Raw genomic sequence first — 26,500 nt, 5'->3', positions numbered from 1 at the left:
CGGGGCGGCCTTCAGGGGGCTCGGGAGTGTCGCCGACCAAGAGTCATCGGCCGATAGGTCCGACCTCTTTATGGCTCAAAGACCCAATCCACCCCTTGACGTTGCATACGGCGACGTGTTCCCTCTATGTCATCCGACCTCCTGGAGCCCGCCGTGTCCTCTCCCTCTCGCCGCACTTTTCTCCGCACCACCGCCATCGGCAGCACCGCGATCGGCACGACCGCTTTGGGGTCCGCGACGGCCGACGCCCTCCCCACCGGGTCCACAACGGCCGCCGCCTCGGCGCCGCGAGGGATGCGGACCGAGCGGGAGTGGGCCGCGTTCCTCGCCGGATCCGACCTGAGCTGGAAGCGCATGCCCGGCACCTTCTACGAAGGGCCGTTCCTGGGCAACGGCGCCTTCGGCGCGGCCGCCTACCGCCATCCGACCCGGCAGCGCCTCACGTTCGAACTCGGCGACAGCCGCGTTCGCGATCACCAGGACGGTGTCGGCGCCCTGTTCGGGCACTCGAGGCTGCGCATCGGGTACCTGACCCTGGAGACCACCGGCGACGTCACAGGGGTCGACCTGCGGCTCTCCCTCTGGGACGCCGAGCTCTCCGGAACGATCACCACGACGGCCGGCACGGTCACGCTGCGGTCGTTCGTCCACGCGACCCGCGACCTGCTGGTCATCGACGCGGCGCCGACGGGCGGGGAGACCGTGGCCTGGAGCTTCACGCCCTTCCCGGCGGTGTCGCCCCGGCTGGCTTCCAAGCCGCGCCCGGCCGGGCTGAAGGACAACCCCGACCCGGTGCTCGCGGCCGACCACTGCGACCAGGACCTGGTCGCGGGCGGCCGGACGACGACGGCATGGCACGTCGACGGGCATACGCTGCTCGCCACCGTCGCCCACACCTTCCCCGACCGGACCGCCACGGAGGTCGCCGCCCAGCGGCTGAAGCGGGCCGCGCCCCTCGACGAGCTGACCCGCGAGCACCGCCGCTGGTGGCACCGCTTCTACCCGAAGAGCTTCCTGTCGCTGCCGGACGCCCGGCTGCAGGCCTTCTACTGGATCCAGCTGTACAAGATGGCCTGCGCGACACGCGTCGACCGGCCGGTGATCGGCACGGCGGCGCAGTGGCTGCAACCGACGCCGTGGCCCGGCACCTGGTGGAACCTCAACGTTCAGCTGGAGTACTGGCTGATCAACGCGACCGGCCATACCGAGCTCGACTCGCTCACCCGCTCGCTCGACCGGTACCGCGACAACCTCGTCGCCAACACGGCCGAGCAGTACCGGTCCGACTCGGCCGGGATCGGCCGGGTCACGCAGGAGGATCTCCTGTCGGACGCGTTCGGCGTCCCCGGGCAGGTGCCGAGCGGCGACTACGGCGTGCCCGAGGTCGGCAACCTGCCCTGGGCGCTGCACGACGTCTGGATGCGTTACCGGCACACCATGGACGACTCGCTGCTGCGGACGATGCTGTTCCCGCTGCTGCGCCGCGCGATCAACTATTACCTGCACTTCCTGACGGAGGGTGCGGACGGCCGCCTCCACCTGCCGGCGACGTACTCCCCCGAGTACGCCACCACCCGGGACTGCAACTACGACCTGGCCCTGCTCACCTGGGGCTGTCAGGCCCTGCTGGAGGCGGCGGCGCGCCTGAAGATCAACGATCCGCTGATCCCCAAGTGGCACGACGTCCTGAAGCGTCTCGTCCCGCCGCCGCAGGGCGACGACGGGCTGTGGATCGGCGCCGACGTTCAGCTCACCACCAGCCATCGGCACTTCTCGCACATGCTGTGGTTCCATCCGCTGCACGTGCTGGACGTCACCGACCCGGCCAACCGGGACCTGCTGAAACGCTCGCTCGCCCACTGGCTGGGGCTGCCGGGCGCGCAGCAGGGCTACACGTTCACCGGAGCCGCGTCCATGAACGCGCTGCTGGGCGACGGCGACTCCGCCCTCACCAACCTGAGCACGCTCCTGACCACGTACGTAAAGCCGAACACGATGTACGCCGAGTCCGGTCCGGTGATGGAGACTCCGCTGTCGGGTGCCCAGTCACTGCACGACATGCTGCTGCAGAGCTGGGGCGGCACGCTCCGGGTCTTCCCCGCGATCCCGTCCGGCTGGACGGACGTGGCGATGCAGGACCTGCGCGCGGAGGGCGCGTTCCTCGTCACCGCCGTACGGCGCGCCGGCCGGACGGCCTTCATCAGCATCCGCAGCCTGGCCGGCGAACCCCTGCGGCTGATCCCCGGCGGCATGACCGGCCCGTACGAGGTGCTCCGCAACGGTAAGGCCGCCAAGTGGCACGAGAGCGGCGGTGTCCTGGAGATCGAGCTGCACAAGGGCGACGAGGCGCTCATCTACCCGGCGGGCACGCGGCCGGACACCCGGGTCGCGCCGGTGACCGCCGCACCCGCCCCGCCGTGGGGTCTCCCGTAGATCACGAAAAAGCAGCCCTCCCCTTTAGCGGGGGAGGGCTGCTTTTCGTCTACCCGCTCAGCGGGTCAGCTTGCGGTGGGTGACGCGGTGCGGGCGGGCCGCCTCGGCGCCGAGCCGCTCGATCTTGTTCTTCTCGTAGTCGGCGAAGTTGCCCTCGAACCAGAACCAGTTCGAGCCCTCTTCCCACGCCAGGATGTGGGTGGCGATGCGGTCGAGGAACCACCGGTCGTGCGAGGTGATCACGGCGCAGCCGGGGAACTCCAGCAGGGCGTTCTCCAGCGAGCTCAGCGTCTCGACGTCGAGGTCGTTGGTGGGCTCGTCGAGGAGCAGCACGTTGCCGCCCTGCTTGAGGGTGAGTGCGAGGTTGAGGCGGTTGCGCTCACCGCCGGACAGCACGCCGGCCGGCTTCTGCTGGTCCGGGCCCTTGAAGCCGAACGCCGCGACGTACGCGCGGCTCGGCATCTCCACCTGGCCGACCTTGATGTGGTCGAGGCCGTCGGAGACGACCTGCCAGACGTTCTTTTTCGGGTCGATGCCGCCCCGGCTCTGGTCGACGTAGGAGATCTTGACGGTGTCGCCGACCTTGAGGCTGCCCTCGTCCGGCTTCTCGTCCGCGGTGACGCCGTCGGGCGCACCCGAGCCGGCCGCGTTGACGATCATCCGGAACAGCGTCGTCTTACCGACGCCGTTCGGGCCGATCACGCCGACGATGCCGTTGGGCGGCAGGTTGAAGGACAGGTCCTCCATCAGGAGACGATCGTCGAAGCCCTTGGTGAGGTGCTCGGCGACGATCACCGTGGTGCCCAGGCGCGGGCCCGGCGGGATCTGAATCTCCTCGAAGTCCAGCTTGCGGTACTTGGCCGCCTCGGCCGCCATCTCCTCGTAGCGCTGGAGACGGGCCTTGCTCTTGGTCTGGCGGGCCTTCGGGTTGGAGCGGACCCACTCGAGCTCCTGCTCCAGGCGCTTCTTCTTCTTGGCGTCCTTCTGGCCCTCGACCTTGAGGCGCTCGGCCTTCTTCTCCAGGTAGGTGGAGTAGTTGCCCTCGTAGCCGACGAGACGGCCCCGGTCGACCTCGCAGATCCAGCCGGCGACCCTGTCCAGGAAGTAGCGGTCGTGGGTGACCGCCAGCACGGTGCCGGCGTACTTCTCGAGGTACTGCTCCAGCCACTGCACACTCTCGGCGTCGAGGTGGTTGGTGGGCTCGTCGAGCAGCAGGAGGTCGGGCGCCTCCAGCAGCAGCTTGCAGAGCGCGACACGGCGCCGCTCACCACCGGACAGCTTGGTCACGTCGGCGTCGCCCGGCGGGCACCGCAGCGCGTCCATCGCCTGCTCGAGCTGGCTGTCGAGGTCCCAGGCGTTGCGGTGGTCGAGCTGCTCCTGCAGCTTGCCCATCTCCTCGAGCAGCTCGTCGGAGTAGTCGGTCGCCATCTTCTCGGCGATCTCGTTGAACCGGTCGAGCATCGCCTTGGTCTCGGCGACGCCCTCCTCGACGTTGCCGAGGACGGTCTTCTCCTCGTTGAGCGGCGGCTCCTGCGCGAGGATGCCGACGGTGAACCCGGGCATGAGCCGGGCCTCGCCGTTGGAGGGCTGCTCGAGGCCGGCCATCATCCGCAGCAGCGTGGACTTACCGGCGCCGTTGGGCCCGACGACACCGATCTTGGCTCCGGGCAGGAAGCTCAGCGTGACGTCGTCCAGAATCACCTTGTCGCCGTGCGCCTTGCGCACGCGCTGCATCGTATAGATGTACTCCGGCATGTCCTCAAGACTAGAGCCTTCGGGGGGATGGCCTCGCCGTGATCTGGCGACGCTCGCCGGTCTTCTTCGTCGCCGGCAGGCAGATCCGGTTGCGGCCGGACTCCTTGGCCCGGTATAGCGCCAGATCCGCGGACGCGAGCAGCTCGATCAGGTCGTGTCCGTGCGTGCGGAACAGGGCCACCCCGATCGAGATGGTCACCGTTACGGTCGCGTCGTCGGCGGGCACGCACATCCGGCCCACGCGACTGCGGAGCCGTTCGGCCACCCGGCAGGCCTCCAGCATGTCGGCGTGCGGGAGCAGCACGGCGAACTCCTCCCCGCCGAACCGGCCCACGACGTCGTACTCCCGCAGTTGCTGGACCAGAGTGGTCGCCACCCCGTGCAGCACCTGATCGCCGGTCAGGTGCCCGTACGCGTCGTTGACCCGTTTGAAATGGTCGATGTCGATCAGGAGGAGGGCGATCGACTCGTCGGTGCGGACGGCCCGGGTGATCTCGGTGTCCGCCTCGAGCTGCCAGGTCGCGGCGTTCAGCAGGCCGGTCTTGGAGTCGTGCCGCGCGGCGTTCCGCAGCTGGTGATGGATCAGGCTGCGCTGGAGCAGCATCACCGGAGGCAGCGCGATCAACAGCAGCAGCGGGGTGAGCGCGCAGGAGATGGTGATGAGGATCCCGACGCACACCTCGACCGTGTCGAGCAGGAGGATCTCGCGGTCCCACAGGGCGTCGCGCCAGCACAACTCGGGATTGGCGATGTGCACCGCGACGACGACGATCGCCGTGTTGATCAGGGTGAAGAGCACGGCGCACACGACCACCGAGGGGATCATGGCGTTGAGGTCGATGAGCCACTGGTGCGCGTCGCGGAGCGGGTGCGGGATGACGGCATGGAACGCCACGGAGGCGGCGGCGCCGGCGAGCCCGTGGGCGGCCGTGACGATCGCCCGGCGATGCAGCATGGTGCGGCGCACCCGCAGCTGCAGCAGGACCTGCAACGGGATCGGCATCAGCAGCGCGTACACCGGCGGCAGCAGCAGCGCCGCGGGCAGCCACCACGCCGACAGCAGGTCACGCGAGACACCGGCCGGCATGCCGAGCCGCCGCGACGCCTCGATGCTGATAGCCCCGCAGGTCAACAGCGCCCCGAACACGATCAGCGCTCGGGCGCACCATGTCGTGTGCGTCGCCGCGAGGGCGATCAGCACGGCGTGCAGCGCGACGACCACGAAGACGTACGGGGCGAGCAGTGGCGGCTGCTCCAGCAACGGCCATCGCCGCGGGATCGCGGCGACGTCACCGCCTCCGTCGCCGGAGGCTTGCAGTGCCGTCATTCATCCCCCTACGGGTCAGGCCGTGACCGCCCGTCAGGGCGGCCCCCGCGACGCAGGACGGCGGCTCGTGCGCACTCTTGATCGAATCACGTTCAGTAATAGGATAGTTGCAATGTGTGCGGAGTGGGCAACAAATTCGGTACCTTCTTAGGGCGCCCGGTGGCGGGCGGCGGCCACCCGGGTCGGTGGGCACCGCGCCGAGCCGCACCTGACGTGCTCGCACCGCCGACTCCCCACGTCGGCGGACGCGCCATCTCGGAAGGAACGCACGATGCGCGGCATCTCCTGGATCTGACGACCACCACGTCCCCTTCCCCTGCCCACGCGGCACCGCCACGGGGTCCTGTCCGCTTGCGGCCAACCCCCTGACGAGCAACTCCGGCCGGACACTCTCCGGTCGGCGCCGTACGACACGCCGCCTCAGCCCGGTGGACGAAACCGCCCGCCGGGCAGGCGTTGGCAACGCAGCTCTCTCCCGGCGTGCCGGTCTCTCCCGGCGTTCCGCCCTCTCCCGGCGTTCCGCTCGCTCCGACGGCCCGCGATGGCGCCTCAGAACGGCTGAGTCGAGCCGGGATCAGCAGATGCCCTTGGCGCGGCTCTCGCTCGCCTTTTTGGTCGGTGGCCGACCGGCCGCAACTCGCGCTTTCCGGAGTTTCCGCCTGCCTACCCCCCAAAACTTGGGATACCGGGGTTATCGCCACAACTCTTAGCGTGAGAGTCAAGGGCGGCGGACCAGTGCGCTGACGCCCCAGCATGCCCCACTCCGCGCAGGTCCGCCCGCTCCCGTGGTCGGGCGATCACCTCGAAGTCACTCAGGGAGCTTCGGTTACGAATATCGATAATTTCACCTACCGAATCCCGCGACACTGGCTAGCATCGGCATTTCTGTGGCGTTGTTTACGCAAACGGGCATGCGGCGTTAATAACGTCCGATTAGTCAATCATTTACGGTTTTAGCGGGGAGTTGCTAAATGCGTAATCGGCGAACCCGGCCGTCGATCGTCGGGTGGGCGGCCGTCCGGGCGACGGCGGTCACCGCGGCGATCGCCATGGCGTTCGGCCTGGCACCACCCGCCGCGGAGGCGGCGCCGGCCGCACGTCCCGCGGCCCGCGTGCACACCGGATTCACGGTGTCCGCACCCCATAGGACGCGGTCCGGCAGCGTCACGCTTCGCGGGCGCGCCGCCGCTCGGAGCGTCGTCGTGGTCGGCGGAGGCGTCCTCCCAGCCATGGCCGTCACCGGGCGGCAGGGCACGTTCTCGGTGGAGGTGCTGCTGCGCCCCTCCCGCCGCAACCGCCTGACGGTCACGGCGTACTCCGGTGAGCGGCGCCTGACCAAGCGGGTCACGGTACAGCAGCGATCGGGCAAGGCCCGCGGGAAGGTGACCGGCCGGGTCCTGGACGCCGGCACGCACAAACCGGTCGCCGGCGCCACGGCGAGCTACGGATCCCGGACCGCGAAGACCGACGGCAACGGCCGGTACACCCTCACCGGGCTGCCCGACGGCAGCCTCGCCGTCTCGGTCCGCGCGCCGGGACGCCTCGCCGGCCTGGCGGTCGCCCGGTTGGCCGCCGGGCGCGGCCAGGTCATCGACACGCCCGTGCAGAACCTCGCCAAGCCCGTACGGGTCGGTCCGGGCGGCGGTTCGTACACCGGGAAGGGATGGCGGGTGACCGTTCCGGCGGGAGCGGTGCGCACGTCGACCAGCCTGAACCTGACCCCGCTGAAGGCCACCGGGACGAAAGACGCGTTCGGCACGGGCGTCCTCGATCTGTCGCCGAGCGGCCTGCGCTTCGCCAAGCCGATCACCGTGGCCGTCGAGCCAGGCGTCGTCGGGCTGGATCCGGCGAAGACGATGATCAGGGGCCTCGATCCCGATCGCATGACCGTGACGACGCCGCGCACCAAGGTCGTCGGGACGGAACTGACGTTCCAGCTCGATCGGCTGCGGGGCCTCGAGGTGCGGGAAGACCTGCCGGACTACCCGAAGTACTGGTGCAAGCCGTTCACTCCGTCCGAGGTCCGGCTCGCCAGGCAGTGGCTGACGTCCGCGCTGTTGCCGTACCTGGACGCCACGAGCAACCAGCCACCGGACCCCAGCCCGACGTCGACCGAAATGCTCAGAAGATTCATCTTGGGCGGACTGCGCAACCACGACCGGGTCGAGGTCACCGACGCCGGCGCGCTCGCCCAGTTCCGCGACGCGGTGGAGACCAGGTTCGCGATCGACGACGCGATCACGAAGGTGATCAACGCGATCAAAGCCGCGCCGCCGGCGCTCGCGGCCCCGCAGACGCCGACCACCAAGCAGTTCTCGGACTTCGGCGAGATCAGCAAGGACGTGCAGATCGAATGGTCGGACGCGACCAGGGTTCCAGGGGTCATCGCCGGTGGGCCCGGGCAGGTCACCCTTCCTCCGGGACCGACGACCTTCCCGGATGAGCGGAACTTCACCGGCCCCATCCGGTTCGTGCCCGAGGTCACCGACCGGGGCGTGCGGAAGCGTGTGGATCTCATCACCAAGCCCACTCTCGAGGTGCTCGATTCGGTCGACTTCTGTGACGGCAACCCCGGCTCATGGTCGGCCCAGGCGGGCGCCACGATCGGGCTCAGCAGGCTCGAGGCGACTCCGCAGCCGGGCGGCCCTCCTGGCGCCGTGGCCGGTAAGCCCTTCCTCTTCCGCGTCAACGACGAACTCCCCACGATCAAGCGCGACATCAGCCGGCTTTACCCCGACAACGACAGGGACAGGGACGGCGTACCGGACGCCCAGCCGTGGTCGGGGGCTACCTTCAAGCTCGACAACTGCCCCGAGGTCGCCAACCCGGACCAGGCCGACCAGGACGGTGACGGGGAGGGCGACGCCTGCCAGAACTCCTGTAAGGCTCAGCTCAAGGCCACCAAGGGCGCCGGGCCCGACAAGTGCGACCTGCCGCCGGGCGGTGTGCCGCCGGGCAGCGGCGGTGGCGGCAGCGACGGTGGCACCACCCGGGACGAGGGACCGCTGCCCCCGGCCACGGGCGGATCGTACGGCGACCCGCACCTCATCAGCTTCGACGGCGGTTCGGTCGACTTCCAGGGCGCGGGCGACTACGTGCTGGCCGAGTCGACCACCGACAACTTCATGGTCCAGGGGCGCTACACCCGGCTGCCGCACAGGTCGACGTCGATGTCGGTCAACCGTGGCGTGGCCGCGCGGGTGGGCGGCTCGGTGATCGCCTTCGGCGACGACACGACCTCCGAGCCGCTGGATCCGCAGGTGGCCACCCTCGACGGCAGGCGACTCCCGCTCAAGGAAGGGGTGACGACCAAGCTGCCCGGCGGCGCCATGCTCACGTTCGGCAAGGTACGCGGAGCGGTGGTCCGGTGGCCGGACGGCACCGAACTGATGGCCGGTCGCTGGATCGCAGACAACGCGTTCCTGACGCTGGCCAAGAGCCGGTGGGGGAAGGTGCGGGGCCTGCTCGGCAACGCCGACAGCGATCCGACCAACGACCTCACCGCCCGGGACGGCACGCCGGTCAAGGACCCGCTCGACTTCCAGCAGCTGTACGGGAAGTTCGGCGCGAGCTGGCGGGTACAGGGGAACACATCGTTCTTCCGCAGCACGATTCCGCAGGATGGCGCGCTGCCGATCGAGCCGCCGAAGCGGGCGTCGGTGGCCGACCTTCCGGCGGCCGTCCGGGCCGCGGCGGAGAAGACCTGCCGGGACGAGGGCGTGGCGCCCGGCGCCGCGCTGGAGCAGTGCGTCCTGGACGTCGCCCTCGCCGGTGACCTGCGGTTCGCCGACAACGCGGCGGTCGTCGCCCAGCGAATGCGGTCCACGGTCGACCTCTCCGCGCTGGGCGGCCCGATCGAGAACACCGCTCAGCTCCAACTCGGCCACCGGGTGTCGGGGTCACTGGACAAGCCGTACGCCACCGACCGCTATCTCGTCGACCTCAAGGCCGGGCAGTCGGTGCGGATCACCACGCCGGGTGCCTGCCCCGGTCACGGCACCTTCGCGATCACGCTGGTCGCGCCCAGCGGCCGGCCGCTCGGCCGTACCCGCGGACCGGGGTGCGGTTCGGTGGGCTTCACCGGGCTCCGCGAATCGGGGCGGTACGAGGTCCGGGTGTTCGACTCGGGCGGCTTCACCGGCCGGTACGAGCTGCAGGTCGACGGCGATCAGGCCGATGTGAGCTGCGACGCCAACCGGGTGGTGCCGAACGACGACCAGTCCGGGCCGAAGGTGAGCCTGCCGTTCACGTTGAACTTCAAGGGGCGGCGGTTCTCCGAGCTCTGGGTGAACAACAACGGCAACGTCAGCTTCGGTGAGAGGGCGTTCTCCGACTTCACCCCCGAGCCCTTCAAGGACATGACGGAGCCGATCATCGCGCCGTGGTGGGCCGACGTCGACACCCGGGCCCGGGGAACGCAGCCGGTCCGGTACGGGATGGGCACGGTGCAGGGACGGCGGGCCTTCTGCGTGCTGTACGACGGGGTCGGCTACTACGACACCCACGCCGACCCGCTGAACTCCTTCGAGCTCTACCTCGTCGACCGGGGCGACGCCGGCGACGGAGCGTTCGACATCGTGTTCCGCTACCAGCAGTTGCGCTGGGAGAGCGGCGATCTCAGCGGAGGCCACAGCGGTCTGGGCGGCACCTCGGCCGGCGTCGGCTACGCCAACGGCTCGGGCGATCCCGGCACGTACCTCGAGGTCCCCGGATCCCGCGTGCCCGGGTCCTTCCTCGACACCGCACCGAAGGGCCTGTCGCACACGTCCACGAACAGCGACCAGGCCGGCGTCCACGTCTATCCGATCCGCTCCGGCTGACGTCGACCGAGGCGACGGCCGCTCGGCGTTCCCGAGCGGCCGTCGCGCCGGTAGCGTCCGGGGGCGACGTCGAACTCGCGTTTGAACGCGTTGGCGAAGGCGAACTCCGAGGTGTACCCGACCTGTCGGGCCACGGCGTGCAGCGGGGCGTCTGAGCTGCGCAGCAGCCGCATCGCGGTGGTCAACCGCCACCAGGTCAGGTACGCCAGGGGCGGCCGCCCGACCAGGGCCGTGAAGCGCCGGGAAAAGGCGGCCCGCGACAGCCCGGCCCGCGCGCCCAGCTCGGCGACGGTCCAGGGATACGCGGGCTCGCGATGGATCGCCTCCAGGGCGGTGCTGATGGCCGGGTCGGCGAGGGCCGCCGCCCACCCGGTGGTTCCGCCGCGCACCGGCTGCTCGGTGAACCAGGCCCGCAGGATGTAGACGAGCAGGGTGTCCAGCAGTGCGGGCACGAGGGCGTCGGTCCCCGGCCGTGGCTCCTCCAGCTCCGCGCCGAGCAGGTCGACCGCGGCGCGCAGTCGGGGATGACGTCCGAGCCGGGCGGGCAGGTGCAGCAGCGGCGGCAGATCGCTCAACAGTGGGTGGACGCGAGCGGCGTCGAGCTGGTACGCCCCGCACAACGTCACCGTGGTCGGTGAGTCTCCGCGCCTTCCCGCGGGCGGGGCCGCGTACCTGCGTTCGAACCGGGAGTCGTCCTGCGGATCGCAGGTGTGCTCGGCCAAGGGCGTGGAGGGCACGTCGGCCAGACCGTGCGACCCTCCGTGCGGCAGGAACACCACATCGCCGGCGGACAGCGGTACGGGATCCCCGTCTTCTGGGATCAACCAGCAGAGCCCGCGCAGGACGATCTGGAAGCCCGCCGCTCCCGGCACCGTCCGAAACCGCTGTCCCCACGGCGCCTGCCACTCCACCCAGGCCGATCGGGGCGCACCGGTGCGCATCACGGCGATCACATCGCTCAGCACGTCCATCCACCGGATGCTAACGACGGCTCCCACGAGACGATCTCGTAGGGATCCGAGACGAACACGCATTGGCCGTCTCACACGCCGCTCGTACCGTCGAGTCACTCGAGGATCGCCACCCCTGTACGGGACGCGGCGGTCGAAGCATCGGTTGAGACAGGACGGCTCATGACAGCAGCACCGGCATCGAGGCCGCAGTCCGCGGACCCGAACGCGAACGCTGACTCGGACGCGCGCCAGGACCCGGACGCGAACGCGAACGCGAACGCGACGATGATGGCCGCGCGTGTCCATGCCTTCGGCGGGCCCGAGGTGATCCGCCATGAGCCGATGGCCCGTCCCGTCCCTGGACCGGGTGAGGTGCTGGTCCGGGTGGCCGCGGCCGGGTTCAACCCTTCGGACGTCGGCTTCCGGAACGGCTTCATGCGGGACGTCGTCCCGTTGCATCTGCCGTTCACCCTCGGGTCCGAGGCCTCCGGAACGGTGGTCGGGCTCGGAGACGGCGCCGAAGGCCTCGACGTCGGCGATCACGTCGTCGGCCGTGTCGACGAGGGCGGCGCGGCGGCCGACTACCTCACGGCTCCGGCCGGCGGGCTGGTGCGCGCGCCTGCCGCCATACCGCTCGCCCACGCGGCGGCGATCCCGGTCGCCGGTCTCACCGCCTGGCAGGGGCTGTTCGAACACGCGGACCTCGCACCGGGTACCGGGATCCTCATCAACGGAGCGGGGGGCGGCGTGGGGATGTTCGCCGTCCAACTCGCCCGTCACGCCGGCGCACACGTGATCGCCACCGCCGGGCCCCGGAGCGCGGACCGGGTCCGCGGCTACGGCGCCGAACAGATCATCGACTACACGCGCGCCTCGCCGCACGAAGCGCTCGACCACCTGGTGGATCTGGTGTTCAACCTCGTACCGATACCGGCCGAGGCCGTGGAGGCACTCTGCCGGGTCGTCCGGCCTGGCGGTGCGCTGGTGTCGATCACCGGCCCTGTGGAGCCGCCGGCGGGAACCGGCGTGACGGGGACGCACTTCGTCACCCGCAATGACCCCGCCCAGCTGGCCCGGCTCGTCGCCCTCGTCGACAGCGGCGCGGTGCGCGTGGACATCACGGCGGCCCGTCCGCTCGCCGAGCTCCCGGCGGTGCACCGCGACGCCGAGGCCGGCCGCGCGAGCGGCAAGACCATCCTCATCCCCTGACGGCACCCGGCGGGGACCTGCACAGGGCGGTGCGTCGGGATGGCGCTCCGCCCTGTGCCAGGCTCCCGGTCGGTCTACCCGGGCCGCGGCGCGGCGCGCTGCACGGTGCGGGCCCAGGAGACGCCGGCCGGGCGCATCAGGCCACCACCCGGAACGCGGCCGGCTCGGTGGTCTCGTCGGAGTCGTCGGCTCCTCCGGCGGCCTGGGGCGTGAGCTCCTCGGTGCCGTCGGCGCGCTCCTCCGACTCGATCCAGCGGTCGGCGAGGTCGTCGGCCTGGCGGCGGTCCTCCGCGAGGTTGACGGCGGAGCGCTGGGACCGCTGAAGCCGGGCGACGCCGCGGCTGAGGTCGTGGCCGACGGTGGTCGCCTCGATCTGGGCGGAGAAGCGCGTCTGTCCGTCCTTGGCGTACTCCCGGAGGCGGAGCCGGCCCGTGACGATGACCGGATCGCCGCGTTTGAGGTCGACCTCCTGGAGGTTGGTGGCCAGGGACCGCCAGCAGGTCACGGTCAGGAACATCGGATCCTCGTCGCGCCATTGGCCGAGGTCGCGGTCGAAGCGGCGCGGGGTGCTGCCGATGCGGAGCGACATCAGGGCGGTGCCGCTGGACAGGACCTCGAAGTGGGGCTCGGCTGCCACGAAACCGATGACGGTGATCAGCGCGTCGTTCACGAAGGCTCCTCGGATGCGTGCGCGGCGGCCCTACGCCGCCGCCGTCACACCCACCGTCGAGGATCCGAGACCCCGCCCACCAGGCCCCTCTGTGAACTGTGGATAACTCCCCGTGCCACCCCTAGGGCGCGACGTCGCGGATCGCGTGGCCCGCCTCGTCGCGGAACCGCGCGTACACGGCGAGCTCCTGCTCGATGGGCCCGATGACGAGCTCGCGGGCGGCGGTGACGACGCCCTCGCGCATCTGCTGCTCCATCCGCTCGCTGTGCTTCACCGACGTCATGGCGATCATGTTCCGGGCGGCCAGGGCGGTCAGCGCGCCGAGGCCGAGGACGCACACGAACACCAGCCCGACGTACGGTGCGACGTCCGCCTCGCCGAGGAGGCGGGTCGGCGCGTGGGCCAGCTTCAGCCCGGCGAAGGCGCCGATCGCGCCGAGCCAGACGAGGCCGACGGCGGCGACGACGAGCAGGAGGTACTGCCAGACGCGTACCGCCCACCACCAGGCCGGCACCTGGTTGAACGCGGGGACGACGTCGCGGAGCGAGGTGCCGAGGGCCTCGGGGAGCTCCTCGGCGTTGGAGCGGCCGGCCTCGCGTACCGACCGCCGCCAGGAGGCCGGCAGGTCGCGTACGACGTCCTCGGCGACGTCCTGCAGAGCGTTGTCGACGTGGGCCTGCTGGGCGTTGACGGGGGTGGTGAACGCCGAGCGCAGCTCGTCGCGGAGCTCGACGAGGCGCATGCGGCGCAGCGGATCGCTGCGCAGCCGGGCGGCGAGGCGGGCGAGCGGCCAGCCGACGTAGTCGAGGGCGCGGAGCTCGTACGCGCTCTCCATCGCCTCGGCCACGGCCGGGATGCCGGCGGCGTCCACGAGCGCCTCGACGAGGGCGGCGGTGCGCTTGGCGTCGACCGTGGTGGGCGGCTCGATGTCGCCGAAGGCGCCTTCGAACCGCTGGATGAGCCGGTCCAGGTCGGCGATGAGCCGCTCGGTGCGGGCCCGCCGCGCGGCCACGGTGTCCGCGACGACCTCGCGGAAGTCGTCGATCCCGGCGTCGGACTTGGCCGAGGTCGTCAGGATGCGGGGGTCGCGCAGGCCCTCGGCCTCCAGCAGGCGCCGCAGGTCCTTGACGCACTCGTCGATCTCTTCGGGCGCGAGGCGGTCGACCTGGTTGAGGACGATGAGGCTCACGCCGTCGTGCCCGGCCAGCGGCTCGAGGTAGCGCCGGTGCACGGCGAAGTCGGCGTACTTCTGCGGGTCGAGCACCCAGATCAGCAGGTCGGCGATGCCGACGTACCGGTCGACCTCGGCGACCTGCTCGGATCGGATGGAGTCGTGGTCGGGCAGGTCCAGCAGGATGAGGCCCTCCAGCGAGCCGGCGCCGTCGCCGGTCGTCTGGTCGAGCGCGCTGGCCCGGGCGTAGCGGTGCCGCTTGTCGATCTCGAGCCAGTCCAGGAGCGGCCCCGCGCCGTCGAGGCCCCAGACGCAGGCGTGCGCGGCGGAGGTCATCGGCCGGCGCAGGCCGGTGGGGGACAGCTCGAGCCCGCAGACGGCGTTGAACAGCGACGACTTGCCGCTGCCGGTGCCGCCGGCGAGCGCGACGATCGTGTGGTCGCCGGACAGCCGCAGCCGCTGGCCGGCGCGGCCGAGGAGCTCGGCGGCGTCGTCCATGAGCGCCTGGTCGACGCGGCCGTCGCCGAGTTCGACGAGCCGGTCGAGCGTGGCCAGGCGGTGGGTGAGCCCGGACGCGTCGGACGGCGGTGCGGCCGGCTCGGGAGCCGGGGTCGCCTGCTCCGTCTGCTCTGGCTCGGTCTCCTGGGACGTGCCGGAGACGCCGGGGGTGGTCGTCGTCATCGGTCGCGATCCTCCTCGGTCACCGGGCGACCTCGAGGTTGTATGTGGCCTGGTAGAGCTGGACCGGGGTGGTCTCGTCGGGCACCCCGGCGCTGTCGAGCACCTGCCCGAACCGGATGCCCTCCTCGTCGAACAGCATGCCGATGCGGCCGCGCAGGTCGGCCCGCGCCTTGGCGCTCATGCTGCGCAGCGACTCGGCGCCGAACAGCGCCTTGAGCAGCCGCTGCGGCACGGCGCTGGTGCCGCCCTCGACCGCGATCTCACTGGTGCCGAAGCCGAAGAGGCCGACCATCAGCACGAGGGCCAGGGCCTCGTCGTCGTAGGAGACGAACTTGGCCACCGACCGCTTGGTGACACCCTCGGTCCGGATCAGCTCGGCGATGTGGTCCTGCCAGGCGCTGACGGCGCGGGTGACGCGGCGGGGCAGCTCGGCGGAGGCCCGGTCGAGCGCCTCCTCACGCCCGGCCAGCAGCATGGCGCCGGCCGTACGGCCCTGCCAGCGGCTCACGACCTCTTCGGCGGCGCGCTCGGCGCCGGCCATGATGAGGGACTCGAGCGCGCTGCGCAGGGCGGCCTTGAGCGAGCGGACCCGCGCGGGGCTGCGCTTGCGGCGGCTGCTGCTGCCGCGGTGGCCGGTCTGGCCGCGCCCGGCGTGCAGGGCGCGCTCGAGGTCGCCGGTGCCGGCGAAGTCCTGCCAGCGGGCGAGCACCTCACCGCGCAGCAGGGAGCCGTTGCGGGTGGCCTCGTCCAGCTCGGCCAGGCCGGTGGCGTAGGCGGCCTCGACCTCATCGCGGAGCATCGTCCGGAGGGCGACCTGTTCCTCGACCTTCGCGGCCAGCTCGGGGACGCGGGTACGGAAGGTGTCGAGCACGCCACCCAGAGTAGACCTGATGACCTCCGCTCGGCCATCCTCGTCCTCACTGATGCCGCTCAGCCACATCTGGACCTCGTCGGCCGCCTCGGAGGGCAGCATCCCGCCGGAGACCGTGGTCTCGGGGATGACGAACTGCGCCGCCTGCTCCAGGCCGTTGTCCTTGAGCATCTCGGTGAAGTGCCCGACGACCTCCTCGCCGCCCTCCGGGACGCGGGACAGGACGACTCCGAGAGTGGCGCCGTGGTCGCGGGCACGGTGCAGCAGGCGCCAGACCAGCGCGTCGGCGTAGCGGGCCGCCGTGGTCACGCAGACCCACACGTCGGCCGCCGACAGGAACTGGGAGGCGAACTCGTGGTGGTCCTCGAACACCGAGTCGACGTCCGGACTGTCGAGCAGCGCCAGGCCCTTGGGCAGCACGTCGCTCTTCATGATCACCAGCTGGTCGCCGACGACCGCGTCGGGCGCCGGGCCGGGCACCCGCCCGAAGCCGGGCAGGACGTAACGCTCGTCGAGCCACCAGTCGGCGTCGTCGGGGTGACAGACCAGGATCGGGCTGCTCGTGGTGGGCCGGAGCACGCCGGTCGCGCTGACGCGCTCACCGACGAGCGTGTTGACCAGCGTGGACTTGCCCGCGCCGGTCGACCCGCTGAGCACCACCAGCAGTGGAGCGTCCTTTTGACGCACCCGCGGCAGGAGGTAGTCGTCGAGCTGGTTGATCAGGTCCTGCTGGGTCGTACGGGCCTCCTCGACGCCGGGGGCGTCAAGGACGAACCGGAAGGAGGCGATCTGGTCCCGTAGATCGGCCAGGGCCTCATCGAGTGGAAGGGGTACAGCAGCGCGTTTGATCGCGCTCTGGTCAGCCGGGGGTGTCACGGAGTCCGCCCCATATCCGCGTTCAGCATGTCGATCTCTCGTGCGACCTGCACGACCTCGCCGACGACGACGATCGCCGGTGGCCGCACGCCGGTGGCCGCCATGTCATCCGCCACCGCCGCAAGCGTCGTCGTGAGGGCGCGCTGGGTCTGCAGCGTACCGTTCTGGATGACTGCGACGGGAGTGTCAGGCGACCGACCATAGCGCATCAGCGTGTCGGCGATGACCCTCATGCGCTCCACCGCCATCAGCAGGATGAGCGTGCCCTGGGCCCGGCCCAGGCCCTCCCAGTCGACCGTCGAGGCGGGGTCTCCAGGGGCGACGTGTGCCGACACCACGTGGAACTCCTGGGACACGCCGCGGTGGGTGACGGGCACGCCGACCGAGGCGGGAACGGCGATGGCGCTGGTGATGCCGGGGACGACGGTGACCGGGACGCCCTCCCGCACGCAGTGCAGCACCTCCTCGGCGCCCCGGCCGAACACGAACGGGTCGCCGCCCTTCAGCCGTACGACGAAACGGCCGGCCTTGGCGTGCTCCACGAGCGCGGCGTTGATGTGGTCCTGCGTGACCGAGCGGCCGTACGGGATCTTGGCCGCGTCGATGATCTCCACGTCGGTGGGCAGCTCGTCGAGGAGCTCGCGCGGGGCAAGGCGGTCGGTGACGACGACGTCCGCCTCGGCCAGCAGCTGCCGCCCGCGTACGGTGATCAGCCCCGGATCGCCGGGGCCGCCGCCGACGAGCGCGACGCCCACGGGCCGCTGCCGCGAGTGCCGCGCCCCGATGGTGCCGTCGCGCAGCCCGTCGACGATGACGTCGCGCAGACCGGCGGCGTGCCGCGGGTCTCCCCCGGCGAGGACGCCGACGGTGGTCTCACCGACCCTGCCGCTCGCCGGGGTCCAGGCCGGGGACAGCTCCGCGTCGTCCGCGCGCACGCACCAGATTTGCCGGCTCTCGGCCTCTGCGGCGGCCGCCGCGTTGACGTCGCCGTCGTCGGCGCAGGCCTGCACGAGCCAGGCGCCGTCGCAGTCGCCCGGACGGTACGCCCGGCGCTCCCAGGTGATCTCACCGCGGGCGGCGAGATCCTCGAGCATCGGCGTCACATCAGGGGCGATCAGCAGCACATCGGCGCCGGCGGCGAGCAGCGTGGGCACGCGCCGCTGGGCGACGCGTCCGCCACCGATGACGACGACACGGCGACCGTCGAAACGGAGACCGAGAAGGTAGGGCGGCAAGGAAGGATCTCCTGGTCGAAGCGTGAGCGGTCCGGTCCGGCACCAAAGGTACCCGCGCCGGTCAGGTGCCACCCGGCAGGCACCCGGCCGAGTCGGCCGGCGTCCGGTGGTCACCGGCCTGGTCAGGTGTCCCGGCAGACACCTGGACGGGTCGGCCGCCATCCGGTGGCCACCGGCACCGGTCAGCGGCCATCCGATGGTCACCGGCGCGGGTCAGGCACCATCCGGCAGGCGCCCGGACAGCCGGCTGCCGTCCGGTGATCACCGGCCTGGTCGGCTGCCCCGGCAGGCACCCGGGCGGGTCGGCCGGCGTCCGGTGGTCACCGGTGCGGGTCAGGGGCCATCCGGCGAGGCGGCGTCCTTGTCGGCGACGCCTGCCGAGTCGAAGGTGGCGACCTCGTGCAGCACGCGCACGGCGCTGCTCACGACCGGCAGGGCGAGGACGGCGCCGGTCCCCTCGCCCAGCCGCATCTCGAGGTCGATGAGCGGGCGCAGCTCCAGGTACCACAGCGCGGCGGCGTGGCCCGGTTCGGCGGACCGGTGGCCGGCCACGCAGTAGTCGCGCGCGCCGCGGGCGATCGCGGCGGCCACGAGTGCGGCGGCGCCGGCGATCACGCCGTCGAGCAGGACGGGGACGCGCTGGGCGGCGGCGCCGAGGATGAAGCCGGCGATCGCCGCGTGCTCGAGCCCGCCGACCTGGGCGAGGACCGCGAGGGGATCGGCGGAGGCGACACGGGGATCGGCGCCGTCGCTGCCGTCGTGGCCGGGGAGTTCGGTGCGGGCCCGGGCCAGGGCGGTGTGCACGACCTTGATCTTCCGGGCGTGGGTGAGGTCGTCGATGCCGGTGCCGTACCCGGTGACGCCCTCGACGCTGCGGCCGGTGAAGGCGGCGATGAGGGCGGCGGACGGCGTGGTGTTGGCGATGCCCATGTCGCCGGTGATCAGGCACCGGTTGCCCGCCTCGACGAGGTCCCGGGCGATCTCGATGCCGACCTCGACGGCCCGGCGGGCCTCGTCGGCGGTCATCGCCGGTCCCTGGGTCATGTCGGCGGTGCCGTTCGCGACTTTCCGGACCAGCAGCCCGGGCGCGGGCGGCAGGTCGGTCTTGACGCCCACGTCGACGACGGTGACGTCGGCGCCGGCCTGCCGCGCGAACGCGTTGACGACCGCCCCGCCGGCGAGGAAGTTCTGCACCATCTGGGCGGTCACCTCCTGCGGCCAGGGAGTGACGCCCTGGGCGTGCACGCCGTGGTCGCCGGCGAACACCGCGACGGCGGCGGGCGCCGGCAGGGGCGGCGGGCACGTCCCCGCGACGCCGGCCAGGCGGACGCCCAGCTCTTCCAGGGCGCCGAGCGAGCCGCGCGGTTTCGTCAGCCGGTCATGCCGTTCGCGCGCCGCCCGCATGGCCGTCTCGTCCAGCGGCCGGATCGCGGCGATCGTCTCGGCGATGAGGTCCATCGGTTCTCCTCGTTGCAGGGATTCGGTGGCCGTACCATGATCATTTAACAGGGGGCGGCGGTGGAGTGTCGCCGAGCACCGCTTTGAGGGCGGCCGTGAACGCGTCGTCGGTGGCGGCGTCCCGGACGGCGACGCGCAGCCAGTCGGGCCCTAGGCCAGGGAAGGTGTCGCCGCGCCGCACCGCGTAGCCGCGTTCGCGCAGCGCCGCGCGTACGGCCAGGCCGCCCGGCGCGCCGGGGACGCGCACGCACAGGAACGAGGCCCGCGCCTCGGGCACGACGTGCAGGCCGAGCGCGCGGATCGCGGCCGCCAGCCGGTCGCGTTCGATCTGCAGGTCGCGGGCCCACGCGTCGGCCTCGGCGAGGGCTCGCGGACTCGTGCATGCCTCGGCCGCCACCAGGGCGGGGGTGGACACCGACCACAGCGGCTGCGCCTCGGCCAGGCGGGCGATCAGAGTCGGCTCAGCGAGGACGTAGCCGACACGCAGGCCCGCCAGCCCCCACGTCTTGGTGAGGCTGCGGATGACGACGAGGCCCGGGATCCGCGTCTCGGACGCGAGGCTCTCGGTCTCGCCGGGGACGCAGTCCATGAACGCCTCGTCCACCACGACCGTCCGGCCCGGCCGGGCGAGCGCGGCGATCGCAGCCGCCGGGTGCAGCACCGACGTGGGATTGGTCGGATTGCCGATCATGACGAGGTCGGCGTCCTCCGGCACGCCACCGAGCGTGAAGTCGCCGTCCAGGATCACCCGGTCGGGTTCGTGGCCCGCCGCGCGCAGGGCGGCCTCCGGCTCGGTGAACTGCGGGTGCACGACCACCGCTCGCCGGGGTGCGAGGACCCGGGCGAGGAGGACGAACGCCTCCGCGGCGCCGGCGGTCAGCAGGACCTCGCCGGGGGTACGGCCGTGGCGGCGGGCGACCGCCGCCCGCGCGCGGGCGGCGTCGGGGTAGGCCGCGAGCCGGGCGACGCTGTCCTGCAGCAGCGCGGCGAGCCAGGCGGGCGGGGTGTCCGGCCGTACGTTGACCGCGAGGTCCACCAGTCCGGGACCGACCTCCTGGTCGCCGTGGTGGCGCAGGTCCACGTCAGTTGGCATGGGCGTGCGACGGGTCGTCCGGGTGGGCGTGCGCGTGCGGGCCGTGATGGTGGTGGCCGTGCGCGGGGTCGTCCGGGTGGTGGTGCGGGAGCTGCGGCGCGCCGACGCGGCCCTCGAAGCCGGGCATGGCGATGCGGTAGACGCAGGTGTCGCAGTTCATGCGGATGTCGCCGGCCAGGGCCTCCTCGTAGCGTTCGAGGACGACGTCGGCGAGGCCGTCGCAGTCACCGATCACGTCGGCGCACCGCACCTCCAGGCCCTCGTACGCCCCCGCCTGCTCCGCCACGCGGTCCGGCAGGACGCCGGGGAACAGGAAGTACGGCAGTACGACGACCCGACTCGCGCCGAGCCGGCGGCAGCGTTCGAGGCCCTCGGGGACGTCGGGCCGGGCCAGCGACACGAACGCCGGCTCGACCATGCCCAGTCCCCGGCCCTCCCACAGCAGCCGAGCGACCTTGTGGATCTCGGCGTTGGCGTCCGGGTCGGTCGAGCCGCGGCCGACGAGCAGCACGGCGGTGTCGGCGCGCTCGGCCGGGTCCAGGACGGCGGACAGCCGCTCGTCCAGGAGGTCCAGCAGCCCCGGGTGCGGGCCGAGCGGGCGGCCGTACGCGTACGACAGTCCGGGCCGGCGCGCCCGCTCGCGGGCCAGCGCGCCGGGGATGTCGCCCTTGCCGTGCCCGGCGGCCACGAGGACCAGCGGCACGGCGGCGAGGCGCCGGTGCCCGGCCTCGTACAGCGCGGCGACGGCGTCGGTGAGCGGCGGCGGCGACAGCTCGATGAAGCCCCCGGACACGTCGGCCGGCAGCCCGGCCCCGCACCCGCTCGACGAACCGGCCGAACTCCTCGGCCCCGCTCTCGTCCCGGGTTCCGTGCCCGACCAGCAGCAGCGGCGTCATGCGTTCCCTTCTCCCTCGACGGTGCCCTCGTGGTAGAGGAGGGCGTTGAGCGCGGCGGCGGCGACCGCGGAGCCGCCCTTCTCGGAGACGTTGCTGACGGCGGGCAGCCCGCTCTTCCGCAGCGCCTCCTTGGACTCGGCGGCCCCGACGAACCCGACCGGCAGCCCGATCACCAGGGCCGGGTCGACGTCGCGCGCGATGATCTCCTCCAGGGCGGTCGGCGCGCAGCCGACCACCCAGATCGCTCCCTTGCCGACCTCGGCGTACGACAGGCGGATCGCCGCCGCCGAGCGCGTGATGCCCGCCGCCCGGGCCATCCGCGCGGCGGCCGGGTCCGCGACGGAGCAGATCGTCTCGCGCGCGGTGATCCCGGCGGCGACCATGGCGACGTCGGTGACGATCGGCGCGCCGGCGCGCAGCGCCCGCAGTCCGCGTTCGAGATGGGCCTCGTCGGTGACGAGGTCGACGGCGTACTCGACGTCGGCGCTGGCGTGGATGACCCGCTCGGCGACGGCCCGCCACAGCGGCGGCATCGGGCTGAGGTCGACCCGCGACCGCAGGATCTCGTACGACCGTTCCTCGATCGGGTGGACGGCCCTGGTTTTGATCATGTACTGCTCCCAGATCGCTGCTCGACTCGGTCTGCCCTCCACAGGACGGCCGCGACGAGCCAGGAGATGACGAGGACGGCGACGATTCCGTAGCCGTCGGGCACCGGGGATGTCATAGGGCCTCCTTCGCCGGCCCGGCGATCCGGCCGACGTGCCGGCTGACGGGAGTTCTTCGATGGCGTCGACGGGGCAGATCTCGGTGCATTCGCCGCATCCGGTGCAGCGGTCGGCCAGGACGCGCAGCGGGTCGCCGCCGTGCGCGGCCCATCCGGCGTCCGGGCGGATGGCGTGTTCGGGGCAGGTGAGCAGGCAGGCTCCGCAGCCCTGGCAGCGTCCGGTGACACGCACGGTCAGGCCCATCGGTACCCCCGCGGGGTGACGAAGCGCCCGGCGACGGCGCGGCTGCGGCTGGATCCGACGATGACGACCGTGAACATGTCGATCCGCGCCGGGTCGAGCTCGGCGAGGGTCGTGAGCGTCACCGTCTGGTCGGGGCGGGTGGCGTTGCGGACGTACCCGACCGGCGTCTCCGGCGGGCGGTGGGCGGCGAGGATCGCCAGGGCCTTCGGCAGCTGCCAGTCGCGGGCCCGGCTGCGCGGGTTGTAGAAGCACACCGTGAAGTCACCCTCGGCTGCCGCGGTGACCCTCCGTTCGATGACCTCCCACGGCGTGTGCAGGTCGGACAGGGAGATGTACGCGTGGTCGTGGCCGAGCGGCGCGCCGAGCAGGTTCGACGCCGCCACCGCGGCCGTGATGCCGGGCACGCCCTCCACGTCGATGTCGGCATCGGCGAACTCCAGGGCCGGGCTGGCCATGGCGTACACCCCGGCGTCGCCGGAGCCGACGAGCGCGACGGCGTTCCCGGCCGACGCCTCGGAGACGGCGGTACGGGCGCGTTCCTCCTCCTGGCCCAGGCCGGACGCGATGACGCGGGTGCCGGGGCGGAGAAGGTCGCGGACCTGGTCGAGGTACTGGTCGAGGCCGACGACGACGGACGCCCGCTGCAGCACACTGATCGCCTTCGGGGTGAGCAGGTCGCGCGCGCCGGGGCCGAGGCCGACGATCGACAGTCGCCCGCGCGGCCTCAGCCGCGCGATCGCCGCGGTGGCATTGGCCGACTTTCGCTTCTCCACGACGAGTTCGGCGTCCCGGCCGTGCTCGCGCGCGCCGCGCAGGGCGGCGGCCTCGGCGACGCTGGGCGTGCCGACCTCGGCGCGGACCACCTCGGAGGGGTTCGGGACGGCGACGGAGGCGAGGGCCTCGGCCGGGTAGGTGACGACCTCCCAGCCGCGCGCGGCCGCCGCCTGGAGGATGCCCTCCTCGTCGGCCTTCAGGTCGACGGTCGCCAGGCACCGCACCGACGCCGGGTCGAGCGCGGCTGCGGCCAGGGCCTCGTCGACCAGCGCGCCGACCTCCTCGGCGGACACGCCGCGCGCCGAGCCGACGCCGACGACGAGGGACTTCGGCCGGTAGACGAGCGCGCCGCCGAACCAGCCGTCGTGGCACATGCAGTCCATCTCGGCGTGGTCGGTGACGAGGATGCGGTGGGCGGCGTCCTCGGCGTCCGGGGTGACGTTCGGCGGCAGCGGGGGCAGCGGCCGGCCTTCGGCGCCCTCGATCCGCACCGGCTCACCGGACAGCACGGCCGCGCCGACGTGGGCGAGCAGGTCGGGGTTGTGCACGGTGAACCCGAGGTCGGCACCGTAGGAGTCCAGCGGCGTGACGTTGCTCCGGTCGCTGGCGGTGGTCACGACCGGCGTGCAGCCGAGCACGCCGGTGAGCCGGTGCGCGAGGAGGTTGGCCCCGTGGTGGCCGCCGAGGACCGCGACGGCGAACGCCATCGACTCGTCCACGCAGACGACGGCGGGGTCGGTGGTCTTGTGGCCGAGCAGCGGCGCGAGGACGCGTACGGTCGCGCCGACGGCCAGGAAGCTCACGACGGCGTCGCAGGTCCGCCACGCCTCGCGCAGCGCGTCCCCGGCCTTCTCGGCCGTCATGACACGGACCTCGTCCGGCCAGGCCGCCCGCAGCGTCTCCGCCGCCGCCCGGCCACTCGCCGTCGCCGCGACGACCCCGATCCGCCGCCCGGTGTCCGCCTTCTCTGTCATCGCAGCCTTCCCGCCAGTACGAACACCGGATTCTGGGCGTCCAGTCGGAACGACCCGCCGGGCAGGTCGGCGAACCGCGACGCGGCCAACTGCACGCCTTCGACCGCGTAGCCGGCGTCGGCGAGCAGCCGGTGGGCGGTCGCCGCCCGGTCGACCGCCGCGAACGTCGCCACCGCCGTCTCCGGACGGCGGGCGAGGGCGCCGCTGAGTGCGTCGAGGCCGCCGCCGCCGACGAAGACCGCGTCCGGGTCGGGCAGCCCGTCGTACGCCTCGGGCGCGGCGCCCTCGACGACCCGTACGCCGGTCGATCTGGCGTTGCGCCGGATGAGGTCGCAGGCGGCCGGGTCGCGTTCGATCGCGATCACGGCCGCGTGGTGCTCGGCGCACTCGACGCCGACCGAGCCGCTGCCCGCCCCGACGTCCCAGATCAGCGCGCCGAGCGTCGGCCGCAGCCGGGACAGGACGACGGCGCGCACCTCCCACTTGGTGATCATCCCGGCGCGGTGCTCGTAGGCGTCGTCGGCGTACGCCCAGCCGTCCGGCGGCGCGGCGGGCTGGTCATGCACGCGTAGTCTCTCCGCCGACCGGTGTTCGTCGAGAGCGATGACGACGTTCGGGTCGGCCCAGTCGCGGGCGGCGGCCTCGGCCGGGGTACAGCGGACGACGCGCTCGCCGGGGGCGCCTAGGCGCTCGGCCACCCACAGGACGCGGTCCCATCCGGCGAGTTCGGCGCCGATCTCGCCGGGGCCGCAGGCGGGCGAGGTGAGGACGGCGACCTTGGGCATCGCCCGGCAGGCGTTGACGGCCGTACGCGGGTCGCGGCCGTGCGCGCTGACCACGACGGCGTCGTCCCACGGCAGCCCGATCCGCGCGAACGCGGCGGCCACCGAGGAAACTGCGGGCAGGACTTCCGGGGCGTGCCCGTGTTCACGCAGCGACCGCAGGATGCCGAAGAACCCCGGGTCGCCGCTGGCGAGCACCACGACGTCGTCGCCGGCCGCCGCGTCGATCTCGGCCAGCGCCGCCGGGACGTCGCCCAGCACGATCCGGCGGGCGCGCTCCGGCGGGCGTACCGCTTCCAGGTGCCGCCGCCCGCCGACCACCAGGGAGGCCTTCTGGAGCCGGTCCATCGCCGTCCGGGGCAGCGGCGAGCCGTCGTAGCCCACGACCGTGATCATCGGGCGAGCCGCCCGTACATGGCGATCATCCGCTTGCCGGTGAAGTCGACGAGGACGACCTGTGCCGCCACGCCCTTCGCGCCGGGCGCCTTGGCGGCCTCGTCCTCGGCGAACCGCTCCAGGACCCCGGCGACGCGGCGGCACAGTTCGCGGCCCGCGCGGCCGAGCAGTCCGGCGGACTCCCACAGCTCGTACGCGTGCCGGGCGGTGTTGGCCTCGGCGACCTCCGCCGCGACGTCGTCCGGCCCGCCGATCGCGGTGGTGATCTCGCCGAGCAGCGCCGTGTCGACCTTCGAGCGCGTGTAGTGCGTCATGAGCACGCCGGACGCGAGCTTGGTGAGCTTGCCGGCCATCCCGACGAACACCACCTGGGTGATGCCGTGCTCCACGGCTCGGCGCAGCGCCGCGCCGGTGAAGTCGCCGACCTCGACGAAGCACACGTCGGGCAGCTTCGGCAGCATCGCCATCGCGCCCTGCTCGGTACGGCCGCCGGTGCACAGGACCAGCGTCTTCTCCCCTTGGGCGGCCATCACCGACACCGCCTGCTCGACGCTCGCCCGCCACGACGCCGTCGAGAACGGGCGGACGATCCCGGTCGTGCCCAGGATCGAGATGCCGCCCAGGATGCCGAGCCGCTTGTTCGTGGTCTTGCGCGCCATCTTCTCCCCGTCGGGCACCGAGATGACGACGCGTACGCCCCGGGTGTTCAGGTCCACCGACTCCCCCACCGCCTGTTGGATCATCCGTCGTGGCACCGGGTTGATCGCCGGGCCGCCGAGCTCCAGGCCGAGCCCGGGCTTGGTGACGACCCCCACGCCGACGCCGCCGTCCAGCTCGATGCCCGGCTCGTCCCGCCACGAGACCGCGGCCGTCAGATGGGCACCGTGCGTGACGTCAGGGTCGTCCCCCGCGTCCTTGATCACCACTGCTTCGGCCCGCCCGTCGCCGATCCGGCAGGAGTCGACCGCGAACGTCACCCGGTTGCCGGACGGCAGCGCCACCTCGACGACCTCCGGGGCGACGCCCGTGACCAGCGCCTCCGTCGCGGCCTTGGCCGCTGCCGAGGCGCAGGTGCCGGTCGTCCAGCCGGTGCGCAGCGCCTTGCCGCGGACCTTCATGGTCCGCGGCATGTCGGGTTCGTAGGGGGTGCTCATC

General features: G+C 72.4%; 17 protein-coding genes and 1 pseudogene. 3 read left to right on the top strand and 15 right to left on the bottom strand.

All coding sequences use genetic code 11. The features are described from left to right. Positions 1-153 precede the first annotated feature (153 nt). Positions 154-2,433 (top strand): glycosyl hydrolase family 95 catalytic domain-containing protein, encoded by a 2,280-nt coding sequence (locus ACYVF7_RS14290; RefSeq protein ID WP_460339692.1) that lies wholly within the window; start codon positions 154-156, stop codon positions 2,431-2,433. A gap of 57 nt (positions 2,434-2,490) precedes the next feature. On the opposite strand, the gene ettA is transcribed toward ACYVF7_RS14290, so the two are convergent. Both ettA and ACYVF7_RS14280 read right to left on the bottom strand, forming a co-directional pair. Next, complete coding sequence (gene ettA, locus ACYVF7_RS14285) at positions 2,491-4,188, bottom strand: energy-dependent translational throttle protein EttA (protein WP_460339690.1); 1,698 nt, start codon at positions 4,186-4,188, stop codon at positions 2,491-2,493. A 10-nt stretch (positions 4,189-4,198) separates the two neighbouring features. Continuing rightward, positions 4,199-5,515 (bottom strand): GGDEF domain-containing protein, encoded by a 1,317-nt coding sequence (locus tag ACYVF7_RS14280; protein WP_460339688.1) that lies wholly within the window; start codon positions 5,513-5,515, stop codon positions 4,199-4,201. Positions 5,516-6,486: 971 nt separating this feature from the next. On the opposite strand from ACYVF7_RS14280, the gene ACYVF7_RS14275 reads away from it, so the two are divergent. After that, the gene (locus ACYVF7_RS14275) at positions 6,487-10,335 is read left to right on the top strand and encodes a nidogen-like domain-containing protein (protein ID WP_460339687.1); all 3,849 of its coding nucleotides are present in this window, start codon (positions 6,487-6,489) and stop codon (positions 10,333-10,335) included. On the opposite strand, the gene ACYVF7_RS14270 is transcribed toward ACYVF7_RS14275, so the two are convergent. Then, positions 10,314-11,306 carry an AraC family transcriptional regulator gene (locus ACYVF7_RS14270; RefSeq protein ID WP_460339685.1) on the bottom strand — a complete coding sequence of 331 codons (993 nt, stop codon included), beginning with the start codon at positions 11,304-11,306 and terminating at the stop codon, positions 10,314-10,316. The genes ACYVF7_RS14275 and ACYVF7_RS14270 overlap by 22 nt on opposite strands. A gap of 162 nt (positions 11,307-11,468) precedes the next feature. Here ACYVF7_RS14270 and ACYVF7_RS14265 point away from each other — a divergent pair, with 162 nt between their 5' ends. Further along, the gene (locus ACYVF7_RS14265) at positions 11,469-12,497 is read left to right on the top strand and encodes an NADP-dependent oxidoreductase (RefSeq protein WP_460339683.1); all 1,029 of its coding nucleotides are present in this window, start codon (positions 11,469-11,471) and stop codon (positions 12,495-12,497) included. A 136-nt stretch (positions 12,498-12,633) separates the two neighbouring features. Here the strand turns inward: ACYVF7_RS14265 and ACYVF7_RS14260 are convergent, their stop codons facing one another. From ACYVF7_RS14260 to ACYVF7_RS14205, 12 genes and pseudogenes are all read right to left on the bottom strand, one after another. Continuing rightward, positions 12,634-13,167: a single-stranded DNA-binding protein gene (locus ACYVF7_RS14260; RefSeq protein WP_460339681.1), complete on the bottom strand. Its 534-nt coding sequence runs from the start codon at positions 13,165-13,167 to the stop codon at positions 12,634-12,636. Positions 13,168-13,288: 121 nt separating this feature from the next. Next, entirely contained in the window at positions 13,289-15,019 is a 1,731-nt protein-coding gene (locus ACYVF7_RS14255) for a P-loop NTPase family protein (protein WP_460339679.1), read from the bottom strand. A 19-nt stretch (positions 15,020-15,038) separates the two neighbouring features. After that, positions 15,039-16,766 carry a GTPase family protein gene (locus ACYVF7_RS14250; RefSeq protein ID WP_460339677.1) on the bottom strand — a complete coding sequence of 576 codons (1,728 nt, stop codon included), beginning with the start codon at positions 16,764-16,766 and terminating at the stop codon, positions 15,039-15,041. Beyond that, positions 16,763-18,001, bottom strand: a complete 1,239-nt coding sequence (gene cobA, locus ACYVF7_RS14245) for a uroporphyrinogen-III C-methyltransferase (RefSeq protein WP_460339675.1) — start codon at positions 17,999-18,001, stop codon at positions 16,763-16,765. The genes ACYVF7_RS14250 and cobA overlap by 4 nt, the downstream gene beginning before the upstream one ends. A gap of 333 nt (positions 18,002-18,334) precedes the next feature. Next, positions 18,335-19,459 (bottom strand): nicotinate-nucleotide--dimethylbenzimidazole phosphoribosyltransferase, encoded by a 1,125-nt coding sequence (gene cobT, locus ACYVF7_RS14240; protein ID WP_460339673.1) that lies wholly within the window; start codon positions 19,457-19,459, stop codon positions 18,335-18,337. A gap of 40 nt (positions 19,460-19,499) precedes the next feature. Next, positions 19,500-20,552, bottom strand: a complete 1,053-nt coding sequence (cobC, locus tag ACYVF7_RS14235) for an Rv2231c family pyridoxal phosphate-dependent protein CobC (protein ID WP_460339672.1) — start codon at positions 20,550-20,552, stop codon at positions 19,500-19,502. Next, positions 20,542-21,345: a sirohydrochlorin chelatase gene (locus ACYVF7_RS14230; RefSeq protein WP_460339670.1), complete on the bottom strand. Its 804-nt coding sequence runs from the start codon at positions 21,343-21,345 to the stop codon at positions 20,542-20,544. Before ACYVF7_RS14230 ends, cobC begins: the two co-directional genes overlap by 11 nt. A gap of 99 nt (positions 21,346-21,444) precedes the next feature. Next, positions 21,445-22,059 (bottom strand): precorrin-8X methylmutase, encoded by a 615-nt coding sequence (locus ACYVF7_RS14225; protein ID WP_460357914.1) that lies wholly within the window; start codon positions 22,057-22,059, stop codon positions 21,445-21,447. A gap of 174 nt (positions 22,060-22,233) precedes the next feature. Next, a pseudogene (locus ACYVF7_RS14220) lies at positions 22,234-22,419 on the bottom strand (4Fe-4S binding protein); the annotation flags it as partial. Continuing rightward, entirely contained in the window at positions 22,410-24,167 is a 1,758-nt protein-coding gene (cobJ, locus tag ACYVF7_RS14215) for a precorrin-3B C(17)-methyltransferase (RefSeq protein WP_460339668.1), read from the bottom strand. The pseudogene ACYVF7_RS14220 and the gene cobJ, both read right to left, overlap by 10 nt. Further along, the gene (gene cbiE, locus ACYVF7_RS14210) at positions 24,164-25,345 is read right to left on the bottom strand and encodes a precorrin-6y C5,15-methyltransferase (decarboxylating) subunit CbiE (RefSeq protein ID WP_460339666.1); all 1,182 of its coding nucleotides are present in this window, start codon (positions 25,343-25,345) and stop codon (positions 24,164-24,166) included. The genes cobJ and cbiE overlap by 4 nt, the downstream gene beginning before the upstream one ends. After that, a complete protein-coding gene (locus ACYVF7_RS14205; RefSeq protein WP_460339664.1) occupies positions 25,342-26,499 on the bottom strand; it encodes a cobalt-precorrin-5B (C(1))-methyltransferase in 1,158 nt (385 codons plus the stop codon). The genes cbiE and ACYVF7_RS14205 overlap by 4 nt, the downstream gene beginning before the upstream one ends. Position 26,500 lies beyond the last annotated feature (1 nt).

Source organism: Actinoallomurus acanthiterrae (assembly GCF_054775715.1).
The sequence above is the reverse complement of the archived record's forward strand: the minus strand, read 5'-3'. Positions and strand labels throughout refer to the sequence as shown.

What these genes read in the sequence shown, in the direction of transcription:
- cobT (WP_460339673.1), bottom strand. Translation starts at nt 19,459, where the DNA reads ATGGACCTCATCGCCGAGACGATCGCCGCGATCCGGCCGCTGGACGAG.
- ACYVF7_RS14280 (WP_460339688.1), bottom strand. Translation starts at nt 5,515, where the DNA reads ATGACGGCACTGCAAGCCTCCGGCGACGGAGGCGGTGACGTCGCCGCG.
- ACYVF7_RS14275 (WP_460339687.1), top strand. Translation starts at nt 6,487, where the DNA reads ATGCGTAATCGGCGAACCCGGCCGTCGATCGTCGGGTGGGCGGCCGTC.
- ettA (WP_460339690.1), bottom strand. Translation starts at nt 4,188, where the DNA reads ATGCCGGAGTACATCTATACGATGCAGCGCGTGCGCAAGGCGCACGGC.
- ACYVF7_RS14270 (WP_460339685.1), bottom strand. Translation starts at nt 11,306, where the DNA reads ATGGACGTGCTGAGCGATGTGATCGCCGTGATGCGCACCGGTGCGCCC.
- cobJ (WP_460339668.1), bottom strand. Translation starts at nt 24,167, where the DNA reads ATGACAGAGAAGGCGGACACCGGGCGGCGGATCGGGGTCGTCGCGGCG.
- ACYVF7_RS14255 (WP_460339679.1), bottom strand. Translation starts at nt 15,019, where the DNA reads ATGACGACGACCACCCCCGGCGTCTCCGGCACGTCCCAGGAGACCGAG.
- cobC (WP_460339672.1), bottom strand. Translation starts at nt 20,552, where the DNA reads ATGCCAACTGACGTGGACCTGCGCCACCACGGCGACCAGGAGGTCGGT.
- ACYVF7_RS14265 (WP_460339683.1), top strand. Translation starts at nt 11,469, where the DNA reads ATGACAGCAGCACCGGCATCGAGGCCGCAGTCCGCGGACCCGAACGCG.
- ACYVF7_RS14205 (WP_460339664.1), bottom strand. Translation starts at nt 26,499, where the DNA reads ATGAGCACCCCCTACGAACCCGACATGCCGCGGACCATGAAGGTCCGC.
- ACYVF7_RS14225 (WP_460357914.1), bottom strand. Translation starts at nt 22,059, where the DNA reads ATGATCAAAACCAGGGCCGTCCACCCGATCGAGGAACGGTCGTACGAG.
- cbiE (WP_460339666.1), bottom strand. Translation starts at nt 25,345, where the DNA reads ATGATCACGGTCGTGGGCTACGACGGCTCGCCGCTGCCCCGGACGGCG.